General features: G+C 63.3%; 18 protein-coding genes and 1 tRNA gene. 13 read left to right on the plus strand and 6 right to left on the minus strand.

Annotated features, from left to right (window positions below; genetic code table 11):
• Window positions 1-75: 75 nt before the first annotated feature.
• On the minus strand, window positions 76-2,352 hold the full coding sequence (locus HNP71_RS03760) for an NADP-dependent malic enzyme (RefSeq protein WP_183265534.1): 2,277 nt from the start codon (window positions 2,350-2,352) through the stop codon (window positions 76-78).
• A 94-nt stretch (window positions 2,353-2,446) separates the two neighbouring features.
• Window positions 2,447-2,532 (minus strand) — tRNA-Leu (locus tag HNP71_RS03765).
• Between the two features lie 50 nt (window positions 2,533-2,582).
• Here HNP71_RS03765 and lipB point away from each other — a divergent pair.
• Genes lipB through HNP71_RS03780 form a run of 3 tightly spaced genes read left to right on the plus strand, consistent with a single transcriptional unit; the run spans window position 2,583 to window position 4,461 of the window.
• Window positions 2,583-3,233: a lipoyl(octanoyl) transferase LipB gene (lipB, locus tag HNP71_RS03770; protein ID WP_183265535.1), complete on the plus strand. Its 651-nt coding sequence runs from the start codon at window positions 2,583-2,585 to the stop codon at window positions 3,231-3,233.
• A complete protein-coding gene (locus HNP71_RS03775; RefSeq protein WP_183265536.1) occupies window positions 3,230-3,415 on the plus strand; it encodes a hypothetical protein in 186 nt (61 codons plus the stop codon). Before lipB ends, HNP71_RS03775 begins: the two co-directional genes overlap by 4 nt.
• A 38-nt stretch (window positions 3,416-3,453) precedes the next feature.
• Complete coding sequence (locus HNP71_RS03780) at window positions 3,454-4,461, plus strand: LLM class flavin-dependent oxidoreductase (RefSeq protein WP_183265537.1); 1,008 nt, start codon at window positions 3,454-3,456, stop codon at window positions 4,459-4,461.
• Here HNP71_RS03780 and ruvX read toward each other — a convergent pair.
• Window positions 4,450-4,911: a Holliday junction resolvase RuvX gene (gene ruvX / locus HNP71_RS03785; RefSeq protein WP_183265538.1), complete on the minus strand. Its 462-nt coding sequence runs from the start codon at window positions 4,909-4,911 to the stop codon at window positions 4,450-4,452. The genes HNP71_RS03780 and ruvX overlap by 12 nt on opposite strands.
• A 52-nt stretch (window positions 4,912-4,963) precedes the next feature.
• Between ruvX and gatC the strand changes: the two genes are divergently transcribed.
• The 6 genes from gatC to HNP71_RS03815 all read left to right on the plus strand — a co-directional run bounded on the left by gatC (window position 4,964) and on the right by HNP71_RS03815 (window position 10,529).
• A complete protein-coding gene (gatC, locus tag HNP71_RS03790; RefSeq protein WP_183265539.1) occupies window positions 4,964-5,251 on the plus strand; it encodes an Asp-tRNA(Asn)/Glu-tRNA(Gln) amidotransferase subunit GatC in 288 nt (95 codons plus the stop codon).
• The gene (gene gatA, locus HNP71_RS03795; RefSeq protein ID WP_183265540.1) at window positions 5,248-6,726 is read left to right on the plus strand and encodes an Asp-tRNA(Asn)/Glu-tRNA(Gln) amidotransferase subunit GatA; all 1,479 of its coding nucleotides are present in this window, start codon (window positions 5,248-5,250) and stop codon (window positions 6,724-6,726) included. The genes gatC and gatA overlap by 4 nt, the downstream gene beginning before the upstream one ends.
• Entirely contained in the window at window positions 6,726-8,177 is a 1,452-nt protein-coding gene (gene gatB / locus HNP71_RS03800; RefSeq protein ID WP_183265541.1) for an Asp-tRNA(Asn)/Glu-tRNA(Gln) amidotransferase subunit GatB, read from the plus strand. The genes gatA and gatB overlap by 1 nt, the downstream gene beginning before the upstream one ends.
• Before the next feature lie 41 nt (window positions 8,178-8,218).
• Complete coding sequence (locus HNP71_RS03805; RefSeq protein ID WP_183265542.1) at window positions 8,219-9,145, plus strand: DUF6602 domain-containing protein; 927 nt, start codon at window positions 8,219-8,221, stop codon at window positions 9,143-9,145.
• Between the two features lie 91 nt (window positions 9,146-9,236).
• Window positions 9,237-9,929 carry a cysteine hydrolase family protein gene (locus HNP71_RS03810; RefSeq protein WP_183265543.1) on the plus strand — a complete coding sequence of 231 codons (693 nt, stop codon included), beginning with the start codon at window positions 9,237-9,239 and terminating at the stop codon, window positions 9,927-9,929.
• A 63-nt stretch (window positions 9,930-9,992) separates the two neighbouring features.
• The gene (locus tag HNP71_RS03815) at window positions 9,993-10,529 is read left to right on the plus strand and encodes a flavin reductase family protein (protein ID WP_183265544.1); all 537 of its coding nucleotides are present in this window, start codon (window positions 9,993-9,995) and stop codon (window positions 10,527-10,529) included.
• Between the two features lie 69 nt (window positions 10,530-10,598).
• Here the strand turns inward: HNP71_RS03815 and HNP71_RS03820 are convergent, their stop codons facing one another.
• Window positions 10,599-11,579: a Gfo/Idh/MocA family protein gene (locus HNP71_RS03820; protein WP_183265545.1), complete on the minus strand. Its 981-nt coding sequence runs from the start codon at window positions 11,577-11,579 to the stop codon at window positions 10,599-10,601.
• Between the two features lie 122 nt (window positions 11,580-11,701).
• On the opposite strand from HNP71_RS03820, the gene secD reads away from it, so the two are divergent.
• The 3 genes from secD (at window position 11,702) to HNP71_RS03835 (ending at window position 15,039) form a co-directional block, all read left to right on the plus strand.
• Entirely contained in the window at window positions 11,702-13,243 is a 1,542-nt protein-coding gene (gene secD, locus HNP71_RS03825) for a protein translocase subunit SecD (RefSeq protein ID WP_183265702.1), read from the plus strand.
• A gap of 9 nt (window positions 13,244-13,252) precedes the next feature.
• Entirely contained in the window at window positions 13,253-14,200 is a 948-nt protein-coding gene (gene secF, locus HNP71_RS03830) for a protein translocase subunit SecF (RefSeq protein ID WP_183265546.1), read from the plus strand.
• A 131-nt stretch (window positions 14,201-14,331) separates the two neighbouring features.
• Entirely contained in the window at window positions 14,332-15,039 is a 708-nt protein-coding gene (locus tag HNP71_RS03835) for an EAL domain-containing protein (protein WP_183265547.1), read from the plus strand.
• On the opposite strand, the gene HNP71_RS03840 is transcribed toward HNP71_RS03835, so the two are convergent.
• Window positions 15,036-16,007, minus strand: a complete 972-nt coding sequence (locus HNP71_RS03840) for an MBL fold metallo-hydrolase (RefSeq protein ID WP_246344050.1) — start codon at window positions 16,005-16,007, stop codon at window positions 15,036-15,038. The two genes, HNP71_RS03835 and HNP71_RS03840, sit on opposite strands and share 4 nt — an antisense overlap.
• A 16-nt stretch (window positions 16,008-16,023) precedes the next feature.
• Window positions 16,024-16,191 (minus strand): hypothetical protein, encoded by a 168-nt coding sequence (locus HNP71_RS03845; protein ID WP_183265548.1) that lies wholly within the window; start codon window positions 16,189-16,191, stop codon window positions 16,024-16,026.
• A 164-nt stretch (window positions 16,192-16,355) separates the two neighbouring features.
• Between HNP71_RS03845 and HNP71_RS03850 the strand changes: the two genes are divergently transcribed.
• Window positions 16,356-17,615 carry a DUF445 domain-containing protein gene (locus tag HNP71_RS03850; RefSeq protein ID WP_183265549.1) on the plus strand — a complete coding sequence of 420 codons (1,260 nt, stop codon included), beginning with the start codon at window positions 16,356-16,358 and terminating at the stop codon, window positions 17,613-17,615.
• Window positions 17,616-17,622 lie beyond the last annotated feature (7 nt).

Genomic DNA, 17,622 nt, shown 5'->3' on the forward strand with positions numbered 1-17,622 from the left:
CAGGAGATTTCCCCTGAGCAGCAGCACTGCCAGCACGGGGATCGACGTTACCGCCTGATCCCCGTCCGTTTCGGCTTACTTCTGCGCCGCCAGCGCCGCCTCCATGGCGGCTACGGCGGAGAGGTTGATGATGCCGCGCGCGGTCACGCTCGGCACCGCGATATGCATCGGCTTGGCCAGACCCAGCAGGATCGGGCCGACCGTCACGCCATCGCCCGTCGCCTTCACCAGGTTGAAGGCGATGTTGGCGGAGTCGAGATTCGGGAAGATCAGCAGATTGGCGATGCCATGCAGCGTCGAGTCGGGCAGCGCCTGATGGCGGATCTGCTCCACCAGCGCGGCGTCACCGTGCATTTCGCCGTCCACTTCCAACTCGGGGTCGCAAGCATGGATCAGGCTGAGCGCCTGGCGCATCTTTTTCGCGCTAGGCGAGTTAGAGACGCCAAAATTGGAGTGCGAGAGCAGCGCCACTTTCGGGGTAATGCCAAAGTGCCGCACGCTCGACGCCGCCATCAGCGTCATCTCGGCGATCTCTTCCGCGCTCGGGTCCATGTTCACATGCGTATCGCAGAAGAACAGCACGCCGGTTTGCAGGATCAGCGCCGTCATCGCGTACACGCGCCCGGAGCCCGAGCGGCGCGGAATCATGGGCAGCGCGTACTGGAACTGGCGCCACCAATCTCCAGCGCCGCCGCAGATGGCGGCATCCACCTCGCCCACCGCCAGCAGCATGCCGGCGGCAACGGTGGGGCGCTTGCGCACATGGCGAATGGCGGCTTCGGGCGGCGTGCCGCGCCGGCCGACCTTCGCCGAGTAGGCTGCGAGCAGGCGCTTGAACAGCTCCGGCTCCTGGTCCAGATCGAGGATCTCCACATCCTTGCCGGGCTGCAGGCGCAGGCCAAGCTGCTGAATGCGGCTGACAATCGAATCAGCGCGGCCAAGCAGCACTGGCCGTGCCAACCGGTCATCCACCACGCTCTGCACCGCGCGCAACGTGCGCTCGTCCTCGCCCTCGGCATAGACGATACGCGGGTAAGCCTTCCGCGCCATCTCGATAACCGGACGCAGCAACTGGCCGGAGCGGAACACGAAACGCTCCAACTCGTGCTTATAGGCCTCGAAATCCTCGATCGGCCGGCGAGCGACCCCCGCATCCATCGCCGCCTGCGCCACGGCGGGGGCGATGTGCATGATCAGGCGCGGGTCGAACGGCTTGGGAATAATATACTCGGCGCCGAAGGTCGGGGCATGCCCGCCATACGCGGCGGCCACAGCCTCGGAGGCCTCCACGCGGGCGAGTTCCGCAATCGCCTTCACCACCGCGAGCTTCATGCTCTCGGTAATGGCGGTGGCGCGCACATCCAGCGCGCCGCGGAAGATGAAGGGGAAGCACAGGACGTTGTTGACCTGGTTCGGGAAGTCCGAACGCCCGGTGGCGACAATCGCATCCGGCCGCGCGCGGCGCACGAGGTCCGGCATGATCTCCGGTTCCGGATTCGCCAGGGCCAGGATCAGCGGATTCGGCGCGAGCAGGCCGAGCCACTCTTCCTTGAGCACGCGCGGCGCGGAGAGGCCCAGGAAGATATCCGCCCCCGGCAGCACTTCCGGCAGGGTGCGCGCATCGGTCACACGGGCCACGTCCTCCAGGGTCGGGTCCAGATTCGGCCGCCCGGCATACACCACGCCTTCCTTGTCGGTCATGGTGATGTTTTCGGGAGAAGCGCCCAGCGCCTTGAGGATCCTCACGCAGGAGAGCGCGGCGGCACCGGCACCGGAGGTGACGATCTTCACTTCCTCGATCTTCTTGCCCTGCACGATCATCGCGTTCAGCACTGCGGCGCCGACGATGATCGCCGTACCGTGCTGGTCATCGTGGAACACCGGGATCTTCATCTTCTCGCGCAGAATCTGCTCGATGCGGAAGCATTCCGGGGCCTTGATGTCTTCAAGATTGATGCCGCCGAAGCTCGGCTCAAGGCGGGCAACGGTCTCGATAAACTTGTCCGGGTCCTGCTCGTTGATCTCGATATCAAACGAATCGATACCGGCGAATTTCTTGAAGAGGACGGCCTTGCCCTCCATCACCGGCTTGCTGGCGAGCGGGCCGATATTGCCCAGGCCAAGCACCGCCGTTCCATTGGTGATGACAGCGACCAGATTCGCGCGGGAGGTCAGGTCGAAGGATGCATCTTCATCCTCCACGATCGCATCGCACGCCGCGGCCACGCCGGGCGAATAAGCAAGCGAGAGATCGCGTGAGGTCTCCATTCGCTTGGTGGCGACAATCGCCAGCTTTCCGGGGCGGGGATACAGATGGTATTCGAGCGCCGCCTTGCGTAAAACGTCATCCATGTTTGCATTCTCCCCTGTAGTCCGAGGGTTTCATGGACCAACCGCCGTGGCGGTACAACCCTGGTCTTACACAAGTTTTTTTAAAAGGAGAAAATGGTGCGGTCGAGAAGACTCGAACTTCCACGGGGTTTCCCCCACAAGCACCTCAAGCTTGCGCGTCTACCATTCCGCCACGACCGCACGTAAACGAAACCGCCATGCCGAAGCATGACGCTGGGAGCCTATAGACGATGATTTTTACGCCTGCAACCTGGGAGACCTCTCCTGGACTCACAAATTATGATTTTGCGCTGGAACGCATGCAGGAGCGCGCTGCCGCGATCCGCGAAAACGGCGCGGAAGAGCTGGTCTGGCTGGTGGAACACCCGCCGCTCTACACCGCCGGAACCTCGGCCAAGCCTGAAGATTTGCAGGATTCCAGCCGATTCCCCACCTACACGGCCGGGCGCGGCGGGCAATGGACCTATCACGGCCCCGGCCAGCGCGTGGCCTATGTGATGCTGGACCTCACCCGCCCGCACGGCACCATCCCGGCGCGGGATGTGCGCTGCTACGTGGCGGGACTCGAGCGCTGGGTGATCGAGACGCTGAGGGAATTCGGCATCAAGGGCGAGATTCGCGAGGGCCGGGTCGGCATCTGGGTGGTCCGCCCCGATGGCGCGGAGGACAAGATCGGCGCCATCGGCGTGCGCGTCACGCGATGGGTGAGCTGGCATGGGCTGGCACTGAACGTGAACCCCGATTTGAGCCATTTTACCGGCATCGTGCCTTGTGGCATCCGCGAGCACGGGGTGACGAGTCTGCACGATCTTGGGGTGAAGGTTAGCATGGACGAGGTGGACGCTGCCTTGCGGCGCAACTGGAGCAAAGTGTTCGGATGAAGATTTTCGTCTACGGCATGCTGATCGACAAAGCCTCGCTCGACCGCTGTGCGGGCAAGCCGGTGATCACCCAGCCGGAATACGCGATGTTACGCGGGTTCACCCGAGTCTACATCTACCTGCGTGGGGCGCGGGTGTTCACGCGGCCAAGGTGGCCGCGCCTCCCTATGAGAAGATCATGACCCTTCGCAGCCGGAGTTTCTGATCCATATAGTGGGCCATGAAACTTTCAGTCCTCGATCAATCCCCGATGAAAAGCGGTGTCTCGCCGGATGAATGCATCCGCGAGACGCTGGACCTCGCCAAATCCTGCGAGGCTTATGGCTATCATCGCTACTGGCTCTCCGAGCACCATAATTCTGAGGCCCTGGCTGGTTCGGCGCCCGAGGTGTTGATGGCTGCCATCGCCGCCACCACCAGCCGCATCCGGCTGGGTTCGGCGGGGATCATGCTGCCGCATTACTCGGCCTTTAAGGTCGCGGAACAGTTCCGGGTGCTGGAAGCCATCGCACCAGGACGGATCGACCTCGGCGTCGGCCGCGCGCCCGGCGCCGATGGCCGCACGGCTTTAGCCCTCAACCCCAACGCCTCGCACGCGGCGGATGCCTTCCCCGCCCAGGTGCGGGATCTTCAGGCCTGGACCTCGGGCGCTGAGCTGCCGCTGGACCACCCCTTCCGTACCCTGCGCGCCGAGCCGCGCGGGCCTTTCGCCCCGCAAATGTGGATTCTCGGCTCCTCCAATTACGGCGCCCAACTCGCCGCCTGGTTCGGCCTGCCCTATTGCTTCGCTTATTTCTTCTCAGATGGCGAAGGGGCCGCCGAAGCGCTGGAGATCTACCGCACGCAGTTCCGCCCCTCCGCCGTGTTGGATAAGCCGCATTGCGGCATCGTCGTATGGGCCTTCGCGGCTGATACCCAGGCGGAGGCCGATTACTGGTTCCGCTCCCGCGCGCTTATCCAGACCATCCGCCCGCGCGGGCGCTTTCTCGCTCTGCCCACGCCGGAAGAGGCCGAGACCGTGGAGCTGACCGAAATTGAGAAAGAGCGCATGGAGGGGATTAAAGCGCGGGCCTTTGTCGGCACAGGGCAAGAGACAGCCAACCGCCTGCGCGCCCTCTGCGCCGAGCTGAAGGCCGATGAGCTGGTCATCACCACCGGCGTCACCAACCACGAGGTCCGCCGCAACTCCTTCAAATTGCTGGCGGAAGCATTCGGGCTAGGCGCGTAACGCGTCGAGCGCCTTTTGCAGGATGGCCTGGGCTGCGAGCTTGTCGATGATCTCGTCACGCCGCGCCCGGCTCACCCCGGCCTCGATGAGGCGTTCATGCGTCTCGGCGGTGGTGTAGCTCTCGTCAACCATGGCCACCGGCAGTCCTGTGGCGGCGCTGATACCATGCGCCCAGTCCCGCGCCGCCTGGGCGCGGGGGCCGAGCTTCTGCTCGCCATCCAAGGGCAAGCCGATAATCAGCCCCCCGACCCCTTCCTTCGCGGCGATGGCCGCAATCTCGGCGGCGTTCTGCTTCATCTTGGCCCGGACCAGCGTGGTGCACGGGCTGGCGATCTGCCGGTTCACGTCCGACAGCGCCACGCCGATGCGCTTGGAGCCAGGGTCCAGCCCGAGCAGCCGCGCACCGGGGGCGAGCTGGGCGGAAAAATCAGCGAGGTTGTAGAGGGGCATGGCCGCCTGTATGGTCCGCCCGGAATTTCAAGCCAATAGATATGAGGCAAAAATGTCGCTGGATGCCGCTACGGTGCGCCGTATTGCGAGACTGGCCCGGATACGGGTCGATGATACCGAGGTCGAAACCCTGAAATCCGAGCTGAACGCCATTCTTGGCTATGTTGAGCAGCTTGGCGAGGTGAACGTGGATGGCATCGAGCCGCTTTCGGGCGGCGCGCAGATGGCCCTGCGCCAGCGCGAGGATTACGTGACCGATGGCGAGATCGCCGAGAAGGTCCTCGCCAACGCGCCCGACCGGGAGCAGAACTTCTTTGCCGTGCCGAAAGTGGTGGAATGAGCATTTTTGACCTGACAATCGCCCAGGCCAGCGCCAAGCTGGCGGCGAAAGAGATTTCCGCCGTGGAGCTGACCACGGCCTATAACGATGCCGTGGCCGCGCTGAACCCGCGCCTGAACGCCTACATCACCACCACGCCGGAGTTGGCGCTGGAGCAGGCCCAGGCTGCCGATGCGCGCATTGCGGCGGGCGATGCCACGGCGCTGACCGGCATTCCCATCGCCGTGAAGGATCTGTTCTGCACCGAGGGTGTGCGCACCACAGCGGCGAGCAAAATCCTGGAGCCCTTCATCCCGCCTTATGAGAGCACCGTCTCCGCCAAGCTGAAGGCGGCGGGTGCGGTGACGCTGGGCAAGGCGAATCTCGATGAATTCGCCATGGGCTCCTCCAACATCACCTCCGGCTACGGCCCGGTAGAAAACCCCTGGAAGCGCGCCGCCGACCAGGACGCCAAGCTGGTTCCCGGTGGCTCCTCCGGCGGTTCCGCCGCCGCTGTGGCCGCCCGCATCGCGCTGGCCGCCACGGGCACGGATACGGGCGGCTCCATCCGCCAGCCCGCCGCCTTCACCGGCCTTGCGGGCATCAAGCCCACCTATGGCCGCTGCTCGCGCTTCGGCATCGTGGCCTTCGCCTCCTCGCTCGACCAGGCCGGCCCGATGGCCCGCAATACCGAGGATTGCGCCCTCCTGCTCAACGCCATGGCGGGCTTCGATGAGAAGGACTCCACCTCCGCCCAGCGCGAAGTGCCCGATTTCACCAAGGCGCTGAACCGGGGCGTGAAGGGGCTGCGCATCGGCATCCCCGCCGAATACCGGCTCGAAGGCACCAACCCGGAAATCCTGGCCCTGTGGGACAAGGGCATTGAGTGGCTGAAGACGCAGGGCGCCGAGATCGTCGAGATCTCCCTCCCCCACACCAAATACGGCCTGGCGGTCTACTACATCGTCGCCCCGGCCGAGGCCTCCTCCAACCTCGCCCGCTATGACGGCGTGCGCTTCGGCAAGCGCGTGGACGGCGTGGACCTGATCGACATGTACGAGCGCACCCGCGCCGCCGGGTTCGGCCCGGAGGTCAAGCGCCGCATCATGATCGGCACCTATGTGCTGAGCCATGGCTATTACGACGCCTATTACCTGAAGGCGCAGAAGGTGCGGAACCTGATCCTGCGCGACTTCACCACCGCGTTCGAGACGGTGGACGCCATCCTCACCCCCACCGCGCCCTCGGCGGCGTTCGGCCTGGGCGAGAAGATGGACGACCCGGTGACCATGTATCTGAACGACGTGTTCACCGTCCCCGCCTCGCTGGCGGGCGTGCCGGCCATGAGCGTCCCCGCCGGGCTGAACGCCGAGGGGCTGCCGCTGGGCTTGCAGGTTATCGGCAAGCATTTTGACGAAGAAACTGTTTTCGCGGTCTCCGCCGCGATCGAGAACGCGGCGGGCTTCTCGGCCCTGCCTGAACTGCGAGCGAAATAATGGCTTACATGCTGGAAGGCCGCACCGGCGCCTGGGAAGTTGTGGTGGGGCTTGAGATCCACGCCCAGGTCATCTCCGAATCCAAGCTGTTCTCGGGGGCTTCGGCCACCTATGGCGGCGCGCCCAACGCTCATGTCTCCTTCGTGGATGCCGGTTTCCCCGGCATGCTCCCGGTCATCAACAAGGAATGCGTGGCCCAGGCCGTGCGCACCGGGCTGGGGCTGAAGGCCAAGATCAACCTGTTCTCGCGCTTCGACCGCAAGAACTATTTCTACGCCGACCTGCCCAACGGCTACCAGATCAGCCAGTTCGAGCACCCCATCGTCGGCACCGGCATTGTCGAGATCGAGCTACAGGACGGCACGCTCAAGCAGATCGGCATCACCCGCCTGCATCTGGAGCAGGATGCCGGCAAGTCCATGCACGACCAGCACGCCAGCAAATCGGTCATCGACCTCAACCGTGCGGGCGTGGCGCTGATGGAGATCGTCTCCGAGCCGGATATCCGCTCACCGGAGGAAGCTGGCGCGTATCTGCGCAAAATCCGCCAGATCGTGCGCTATCTCGGCACTTGCGACGGCAACATGGAAGAAGGCTCCATGCGTGCGGACGTGAACGTCTCCGTCCGCAAGCCGGGCGAGGAATTCCGTACACGCTGCGAGATCAAGAACGTCAACTCCGTGCGCTTCGTGATGCACGCGGTGGAGGCGGAGGCGATGCGCCAGATCGAGGTGTGGGAGTCGGGCGGCGAGGTGGTGCAGGAAACCCGGCTCTACGATCCCTCCAAGGGCGAGACCCGCTCCATGCGCTCCAAGGAAGACGCGCATGACTACCGCTACTTCCCCGAGCCCGACCTGCTGCCGCTGGTGCTGGAGCAGAGCTTTGTGGACGATCTGGCCGCCAAGCTGCCCGAACTGCCGGACGAAAAGCGCCGCCGCTTCTGCGACGACTACGGCATCCCCTTCTACGACGCGGGCGTGCTGGTGGCCGATCAGGCGACCGCCGATTTCTACGAGAGCGTGGCCAAGGGGCGCGACGGCAAGCTGACCGCCAACTGGATGTCCGGCGATTTCTTCGCGGCAATGAACCGCACCGGCAAGAGCATCGAGAACCCGCCCGTCTCGGCGGCGGATTTCGGCGCGCTGCTGGACCTCATCACCGACAAGACCATCAACGGCCGCATCGCCAAGGATGTGTTCGAGGAGATGGTGGAAACCGGCAAGGCGCCGGGCGCCATCGTCGAGGAAAAAGGCCTGCGTCAGGTGACGGATACAGGTGCCATCGACGCCGCCGTGACCAAGGTGCTGGCCGATAACCAGGACAAGGTGGCCGAATACAAGTCCGGCAAGGACAAGCTGTTCGGCTTCTTCGTCGGCCAGGTGATGAAGGCCATGCAGGGCAAGGGCAACCCGGCCCTGGTGAACGAGGCTGTGAAGAAACAACTGGGGTAACTACCACCGAAATGCCCGCGGAAAATCAATATCGAGCATTCGTGAGGGCCAAGGTAAAAGGGGCGATAGAAGAAGCTCGGGCCGCGAGTACGATTTCGCATCCAGGAGTTAAAGGAACAGTCTTAGAAATTCTTATTTCAAGGCTGTTCCGCCCTTTGTTGCCGAGCGATATAGGCATAGGAACAGGGCAGCTAATAGAACAAACTCACGGAACTTTATCCGGTCAAATTGACATTATTCTTTATGATAAAAGGATATTACCTCCTGCTCTTTACGACGAGCGGACCGGTATATTTCCAATCGAGTCGGCGCTGTACGCTATCGAAGTCAAAACTTGCCTCGATGTGAAGGGGATTCAGCAAGCGCATGAAAATGCGCTCCAGATCTCAAAATTTAACCTTTTGCCGGGATTACATAACAATGATGGAACACCTCAGCATCATCGTGTTGAAAGGACACGGTACGCTATATTCGCACTTTCCTCAAATCTAAATGGAAAGCGTCAAAACGAAGCCGATAGATATAAACGAATATACCAAGGCTTAGGCGAATTCCCCCATATCCGCGCAATTTGCGTAGCTGGAAAAGAATACTGGTACGACAATAGCCGGCAGTGGATATCTATTCAGAGCGAGAACGACTTTGATGATATCCTTTCGTTTATTGGAGGTGTAATCAATACATACCAGTCTATCGCTGAAAGCCGACATTTTCCACGACTTGGATATTACATCATTCCTCCGACACAGGCCCTACGTGGCCCTCTTTCGGGGGGCAGTTCTTCAATTTCGGCAATTTGTGAAGGCTGCGGAGGGGAGCTTTTAGTCACTCCAAATCTTCCCGCAAAAGACATCACAATTAATGGCAGGATATCTGTCGATACACCATGCCCTAAGTGTGGTGGCCACGTTACGTCAAAATACCAACATTTCGAATTCAAGAATGGGCTCTTGCAAAATGAAAATTAGCGAGATGCATGCCCAGGAAATTTCTTTTACCACTGTACAAGTGATTTTCACTGCCGTTAACCAAATCACGATGCAATCAGTAGGATAAAATATGGCTTGGAAAACCGCTTTCCGTTCCCTCTACTACCAGGGCGCGCCGGAACCCGAAGACCCGGTGCTGGAACGCGGCAAGACGGCCCTGCTGGTCATCGACGTACAGAACACCTACCTCGAACGCCCGGACCGCGCCGCCCTCCCGCCGGAGGAACAGGCGCGGTTCGACGCCTGGACGCCCTTCCATGACCGCATGCATGGCACGGTAATCCCCACCATCGCCAAGCTCATCGCGGCATTCCGTGCGGGCGGGCATGAGGTCATCTTCGCCCGCATCGCCTGCCAGACGCTGGACGGGCGCGACCGCTCGCTCTCCCAGAAAAAGCCTGGCTGGAACAACTTGCTCCTGCCCAAGGACGAGGCTTCCTCGCAGATCGTCCCCGCGTTAGCCCCTCAGGGCGACGAGATCGTGGTCACCAAGACCACCGATTCGGCCCTCACTGGCACCAATCTGCGCCTGATCCTCACCAATCTCGGCATCACGCATGTGGTCTGCGCCGGTATCTTCACCGACCAATGCGTCGCCTCCACCGTGCGCTCGCTGGCCGATGAGAGCTTCGACGTGATCGTGGTGGAAGATGGCTGCGCCGCAGGAAGCTACGAACTGCACCTGAAGGAACTGGAGATCATCAACATGATCTACTGCGCCGTGATGAGCAGCGATGAACTTCTGGCTTACCTGCCCCGCTGAAATGCGGGGCTCGGATTGATCCTGATCAAGCGGACGGTTCGGCGGCACGGGTAGATTCCGCCCATGCTTAAGGATCTGCCCCTCGAACGCGTCTACCAGTTCATCGAGCCCGGCCCGACGGTGCTTCTCACCACCCAGGCGCCGAATGCGAAGCCCAATGTCATGCCCATGTCCTGGCACATGATGGTGGATTTCGAACCGCCCCTGATTGCCTGTGTGGTCAACCAGAGCAATCACAGCTTCGCGGCGCTGAAGGAAACAGGCCAGTGCGTGCTGGCAGTGCCGCCCGCCGAACTGGTGGAAACCGTTTCCGCGCTGGGCAATTGCACGGGCAACGACACCGATAAATTCGGCGTCTATAGCCTAACCCCCCTACCCGCCGCGCATGTGGTGGCGCCGCTGATCGGCGAGGCCATCGTGAACCTGGAGTGCAAGGTCAAGGACACCACCTTGATGGGCACCTATAACCTGTTCGTCATGCAATGCGTGAAGGCCTGGGTGAACCCCAAGCTGCACGACGCCAAGATGATCCACCATCACGGCTTCGGGCATTTCTCCGTGGATGGCGAGATGCTCAAGGTTAAGTCGAAGATGAGGTAATAGTTTGTTGTTTCTAAATGTTTTTTTAACGCCGCCCGTTTTACAGAAGGGGCGGCGTTTATGCAGCTTTTATGAGAATTTCGGTATCAACCCGCTCGCCTCGGCCACGGCCCGGCTTTCGGCGATCGACTGGCTGACCATCAGCGCCGCCGCCAGAGCGCGCTTGCCTGCCTGGGCGTCCACCGCCACGGGCGCGCCATCCAGGCAGGAGGCGAAGAACGCCTCATGCTCGGCGCTCAGCGCGTCATGGTCCTGCCAGCCCGCCTGCTCCACCCCGAATTCCTCGAACCCCGGCAGCTTCACCCCGATCCCGCGCCCCACCAGCGTCAGCTTGCGGGCCGAGAAATCCACGGTGAGATAGCCGGTCTGGGAGAAGATGCGCATCTTGCGCTCGGTCTTCAGCGAGATGCGGCTGGCCGTGATCGTCGCCACCGCGCCATTGGCGAAGCGGATGCGCGCATTGGCGATGTCGTCATGCAGGCTGGCCACGGGCGCGCCCACGGCATCCACGCTCACCACCTCCGAATCGGTCAGGGCCAGGATCAGGTCCAGGTCGTGAATCATCAGGTCCAGAATCACCGAGACATCCGTGCCCCGCACCTTGAACGGCGCGATGCGCACGGCCTCGATATAAAGCGGCTTGCCCATGCGCTTGGCCACGGCCCCGTGCGCGGCCGAGAAGCGCTCCAGATGCCCCACCTGCAGCACCAGCCCGGTCTCCCTGGCCAGCGCCACCAGCGCGCGCGCCTGTTCCAGCGTCGCCGCGATGGGCTTTTCCACCAGCACATGCTTGCCCGCCCGCAAGGCGCGCGCGGCGAGATCGTAATGGAACTCGGCGGGAGCGGCGATCACCACCGCCTGGGCGCGGCTTAGAATCTCGTCCTCGCCGAGCACCGGGCACCCGGCCTCCCAGGCCACAGTCTTGGCCCGCTCTGGGTTGGCGTCGGCCAAACCGATCAGCTTCGCCCTCTTCGCACCGGCCAGTTTCAATGCATGGTAGCGGCCAAAATGGCCCGCCCCGATCAAGCCCACTTGCAAACGCTCGCTCATGTTCCCCGTGGTATTCCGCCACGGGGTTGCGCGCAACGCCTCGCCCGGCCATACCGCATCCGGTTTAGGGAAATTTCGGAGCCACCGTGCTTTACTTCAGCCGCGCCAAGACTTTCGGCATCATGCTGCTCTGCGGGTTGGGCATCCTGCTCAGCCTGCCGAACCTTTCGGCCCGCCCCAGCTTCTGGCCGGGCTTCTTGCCCTGGAATCAGGTGCATATGGGGCTCGACCTGCGCGGCGGCTCCTATCTGCTGCTGCAAATCGACACCAGCGCCATCGTGAAGCAGGACCTCAACGCCCTGGTGGACCAAACCCGCCAGACCCTGCGCAATGCCGGGCTCGGCTATACCGGGCTGCACGCGGACCTCGCGGGCAACCAAGTTGTGCTGCACCCGCTGGAGGGTCAGGGCCCGCAGGCCATGACGGCGCTGCAAAAGCTCATCACCTACACCCCTGGCTCCTCCAGCCCCAGCGTTGCGCTCTCGCAGGCGGCTGACGGCTCCATCGCCATCGCAATTCCGCAGGCCACCCAGGCGGCGCGCAATTCCCAGGCCGTGGATCAGGCCATCACCATCATCCAGCGCCGTATCGACGGCTCGGGCGTGCTCAACCCCTCCATCCAGCGCCAGGGCAAGGACCAGATCGTGGTGCAGCTCCCCGGCATCTCTGACCCCGAGCGGGTGAAGACGCTGATCGGCACCACCGCGCATATGACCTTCCAGATGGTGGATTCCACAGCCGCCCCCGGCCCCGTGGCCCCGCTGGGCGACGAGCAGCTGCCAATGGCCGACAACCCGCAGCAGACGCTGGACGTGTACTCCAACGTCGCCGTGGATGGCGCCAGCCTTGAGAACGCCCAGGCCAGCACCGACCCGCAAAGCGGCCAGTGGGTGGTGAATTTCTCGCTCAACGCGCTCGGCGCGCGTCAGTTCGCCGATGTCACCACCGCCAATGTCGGGAAGCTCTTCGCCATCGTGCTGGACGGCAAGATCATCGAAGCCCCGGTCATTCGCGAACCGATCACCGGTGGTTCAGGTCAGATCTCCGGCAATTTCACCGCCCAATCGGCCACCGACCTTGCCCTCCTGCTGCGCGCCGGCGCCCTGCCCGCGCCGCTGAACATCGTGGAAGAACAGAGCGTCGGCCCGGAGCTGGGCGCGGATGCCATCCGCGCCGGTGCGCTCGCCCTGGGCGCGGGCTTCGTGTTCGTGCTGGCCTTCATGGGCACGTTCTACGGGCTATTCGGCTGGTTCGCGAATATCGCGCTGGTGATGAACCTGTTCCTGATGCTCGCCATCCTCTCGGTGATGGGCGCCACACTGACCCTGCCCGGCATGGCCGGTATCCTGCTCACCCTCGGCATGGCCGTGGACGCCAACGTGCTCATCAACGAGCGCGTTCGCGAGGAGGTGAAGAACGGCCGCAAGCCGCTGGCCGCCCTGGAGGCCGGGTATAAGCGCGCCTACGGCACCATTATCGACAGTAACGTGACGACCCTCCTCGCCCACGTAACCCTGTTCATCTTCGGCTCTCCTCCGGTGCGCGGCTTCGCCGTCACCATCTGCGCCGGCATCATCACCACCATGTTCACCGCCACGGTGCTGGTGCGCCTGCTCACCGGGCGCTGGTACATCTCGCGCCGTCCGGCCTCCCTGCCCGTTTAAGGACCCATCATGTTCTACCGGCCTCTGTTCCGCTTCGTCCCGGACGGCACGAAAATCCGCTTCATGAACGGGCGCTTCGCCGGGCTCATCGTCTCCGCGGTGCTGTCCACGGCGTCCATCGCGCTGTTCTTCTATCCCGGCCTGAACCTCGGTCTCGATTTCCGCGGCGGCGTGGTGTTGCAGGTGCAAACCCAGCTCCCCGCTGACTTCCCGGCCCTGCGCACGGCGCTGGCCGATGCCGGACTGAAGGATGCCTCGCTCCAGGCCTTTGGCCAGGGCGGCAATGGCGTGCTGATCAGCCTGGAAAGCCGCGACAACGCCGCCGCCACGCAAACCTCCATCCAGGAGGCGCAGACGGCGCTGGCCAAGGCGGCGCCAGGCTTCAAAATCCTCTCCACCCAGGCGATTGGCGCTTCGGTCAGCCAGCAGCTTTTCGCCCAGGGGCTTGAGGCGCTGGGACTCAGCTTCGTGATGATCCTGGCCTATATCTGGTTCCGCTTCGAGTGGCAGTTCGCCGTCGGCGCGGTCGCCACGCTGGTGCTGGATACCACCAAGACCATTGGCTTCATGGTGCTCACCCGCATCCCGTTCGACCTCGTGACCATCGCCGCCATCCTCACCATCATCGGCTACTCCACCAACGACAAGGTAGTGGTCTATGACCGCGTGCGCGAAAACCTGCGCAAGTATAAGAGCATGCCCCTGCGCGGGCTGATTGACCTCTCGATCAACGAGACGCTGAACCGTACGCTCGGCACCTCCGGCACCGTGTTCCTGGCGGCCCTGCCGCTGGCTTTGTTCGGCGGGCATGCGCTTTCCGGCTTCGCCTGGATCATGCTGTTCGGCATCGTCGTCGGCACGTCCTCGTCGATCTTCATCGCAGCGCCGATCCTGCTGTTCCTGGGTGAGCACCGGCTGCGCCGCAGCGCCGCGCCAGCGAAGGTTTCCGACAAATAAATATCTAAAATTCAGTCAGAGTTTTGTCGCATTCAGCGCGGATTCATGTTACATTCGCGCTGAAAATGCATACTTTTACAAAAATTTAGACAATGCCGCACAGCCCGCCAGATCCGGCATTACTGGCGTCCGTGCGCATTTCCTATCAGCCCATCGTCCGTCTGGCCGATGGCATGTTCGACCATGTGGAGGTCCTGGCCCGCACCGCCGCCCCCGACGGCACACTCCATGGGCCGGAGAACATCCTCAATGCCATGACCAGCAGCACCCGCGCTGTCATCCTCACCAAGACGATCATCGAGCGAACGCTCGACGAGTATAGCGAATTCGGCTTCGCCGCGCGTAATCTGAAGCTGGCTTTCAACCTCAAGCTGGACGCGATGCTGCATCCCGGGCTGATGCAGCTTATCGACAATCTGCGCGCCCGCTGCGGCTTATCGCCGGACATGGTGCGCTTCGAGCTTACCGAGGACCAGCCCGTGCATAACCTCGCCGCCGCCCGGGCCGTCATCACCGACCTGCGGGACGCCGGCTACGGTCTGGCGCTGGATGACATCACCCCGGACATGCCCTATCTGGCCGCCCTGCTGGAAATGCCGATCCGCGCCATCAAGCTCGACCGCAGCATCGTCACCTCGCTCCACCCTTCGGCGCGGAATTTCATCCGCGACATGGCGGCGCAGGCCAGCACCAGGCAGCAGGCGGTCATCGCCGAGGGCATAGAAACCAGCGACCAGCACGAGACAATGCGCGCCAGTCAAGTGACGCACGGCCAGGGCTACCTGTTCTCCCGGCCGCTCACCGCCAGCGCGTTGAGGGCCTATCTCAACGCCCGCTAGACGGCGCGGCGAAGCCCGAAGCGGCGCAGCGAGTCTGTGTAGAAATGCGAGAGATCGCCGCCGCTCTCCGTCCTTACCCCTTCCAGCGGGCGCATCATCGCCACCGTATCCGGGTGCGGCTCGGTATCCGGCTCGTGCTCCTCCACCATCCCTTCCGCCTCCAGCTTGAGGATATGCGCCAGCACATTGCGCTGCGCTGCCCCTTTCAGGAACAGATCGGGCTTGTTGTAGAGTTGAGCCGCCAGTGCCGCCACGGCCCAGTCCCGCTCCTCTAGCGCCGCCAGGATGGTGCGCTCCCGGTATTGACGGTGCGAGAGCAGATCCGCCACCAAAACGCGCGGCTCGGTGAGCAGCGGGCCATGGCCGCTGAGATAAACATCGTCATCGCGCGCCAGCAGCCGCTCCAGCGAGCGGTAGTAATCCAGCATGTCGCCATCGGGCGGGCTGACGATGGAGGATGACCAGGACATCACATGGTCGCCGCTGAACAGGATCTTCTGCCCGTTCTCGGCATAATATTCATAGCACAGATGGTCCGCCGCATGGCCCGGCGTATGCAGGGCCGTAAACCCGGCGAGGCGCGATCCGTCCTCAAGCGGGAAATCCGGCCTGATGCCGGGATGGATGCACTCCCGATACGCATAAACTGGCGCGCCTGTACGCTCGGAGAGTTCCGGCACCGCACCGCAATGGTCGCCATGGGTATGGGTGAGCACGAGCCGCCGAATCGGCTTACCCCCGGCGGCGGCCAGCACATCCTGCACATGCTTAGCGCTGTCCGGCCCGGGGTCGACCACCGTGATCCCATCCGCCTCGTCGATCAGATAGGTGTTGGTGCCATGATACGTCATCACCCCCGGGTTCTCCGCCACCACGCGGCGGATGCCGGGCAACACATTCAACGCAACGCCGCGGGGCGGCACATCTTCCTGCAAAAACGCCATGACCACATCATGCATGCCGTCCATGGCTTAGGCAATTTTTTCAACCGAACGCGTAAAGCAGCCAGAGCACCCCAAAGACCGCGACCACGCAGACCACGCCCAAAATCGCGACGGTCACGTTATGGCTGGCGGGGGCGCGGCTCACGGCGCGGTGCGGCGGGTCCTGAGTCTCACGCGTATGAAGGGTTGGAAAATCTTTTACGGTCATTGTTTTGTACCCCGACTTTCAAAGCCTTCCCGGCCTGCCTTACCGGGGCGCCTGGGTTGTTTCCTGACCGGATTATGCGCCCGAAAGCTCTTGAAAAGCAACAAAAACCAACGGGTGGCGCGGCGGCCATTGCGCCCGCCGGCAGGGCGGTTACTCTGCCGCGCATGACCCAAGACCCGGATGCAAGCCTGCGCGTCTCGCTCAACCGCCACAGGCTGTTCGCCAGCGGCTTGCTGGCCCTGATGGCGGCTCTCGCCATGCTCGGCTACCTCCTCCCGCTTTCACCATGGACATCACTGCTGCGCGATGCCGCCAAGGCCGGGTTCATCGGCGGCGTGGCGGATTGGTTCGCGGTGACGGCATTGTTCCGCCATCCGCTGGGGCTGCCGATTCCGCACACCGCCATCCTGCCCGCGCAGAAGGAACGGCTGGGCAATGCGCTGGGCCGGTTCGTGGCCAACCATGTCTTCACCGAGGCCGATATCCGCCGCGTGCTCGGCAATGTCGATTTCCCCGCCATCCTGCGCCGCTTCCTCGCCGACCCCGCCGCCACCCGCCCCCTGGCCGAGGCGCTGGCCGGGATGCTGCCCAAGCTGCTGGCGAGCATCGAGGACGGACGCGCCCGGCGCCTGCTGGTGCGGCTGCTGCCCAAGCTGGTGGGCGGGCGTGCCTCCGGCGTGGTGGTGGCCCGCGCCTTGGCCGGGCTGGTAGCGGGAGGGCGGCACCAGGAAATGTTCTCCTTCATCCTCGGCCAGCTCAAGGATACCCTGGCCAACCGCGAGGAAAGCCTGCGCGACGCGATCAAGGAGCGTGTACGCGAGCAAGGCGGCAAGCTAGTGGGCTGGGCGCTTGGCGCCACCGTGGCCAACCGCGTGCTGAGCGCGGTGAATACCGAGCTGGAGCGCATCAGTCCCGACAGCTCCGAGATGCGCGACGCCTTCGACGAATGGGTCCACCGTGAGATCAACCGCATGGAAACCGACCCGGAACGCGCCGCCGAGCTGAGCCAAGCCCTGCGCGGCGTGCTCGCGCATGACACGGTGAAAGCCTGGGCCTGGGACGTGTGGGCCCGCATGCGCCGCGCTTTGGAGATGGACGTCGCCAACCCGCACGGGCGCTCGGTGGCGGTGATCGAGGCGGCCCTGGCCAATCTCAGCGACGTGCTAGAGAAAGACCCGCAGGCCCAGGCGCGGGTGAATGCCGCCTTCCAGACCCTGGTGCTGCGCCTGCTCCCCGGCGCGCAGGCCGAGGGCGCGAAGTTCATCGGCAATGTGGTCGGCACCTGGGATGCCGCCACCATCACCGAGAAGCTGGAGCTGCGCGTGGGCAAGGATCTGCAATATATCCGCGTCAACGGCACGCTGGTCGGCTTCTTCCTGGGTGCTGCCATCAATCTTGCCCTGCTCGCCTTGCATCTCAGCTGAGATTCAC

The organism is Acidocella aromatica (assembly GCF_014201825.1).
Classification (GTDB): Bacteria; Pseudomonadota; Alphaproteobacteria; order Acetobacterales; family Acetobacteraceae; genus Acidocella; species Acidocella aromatica.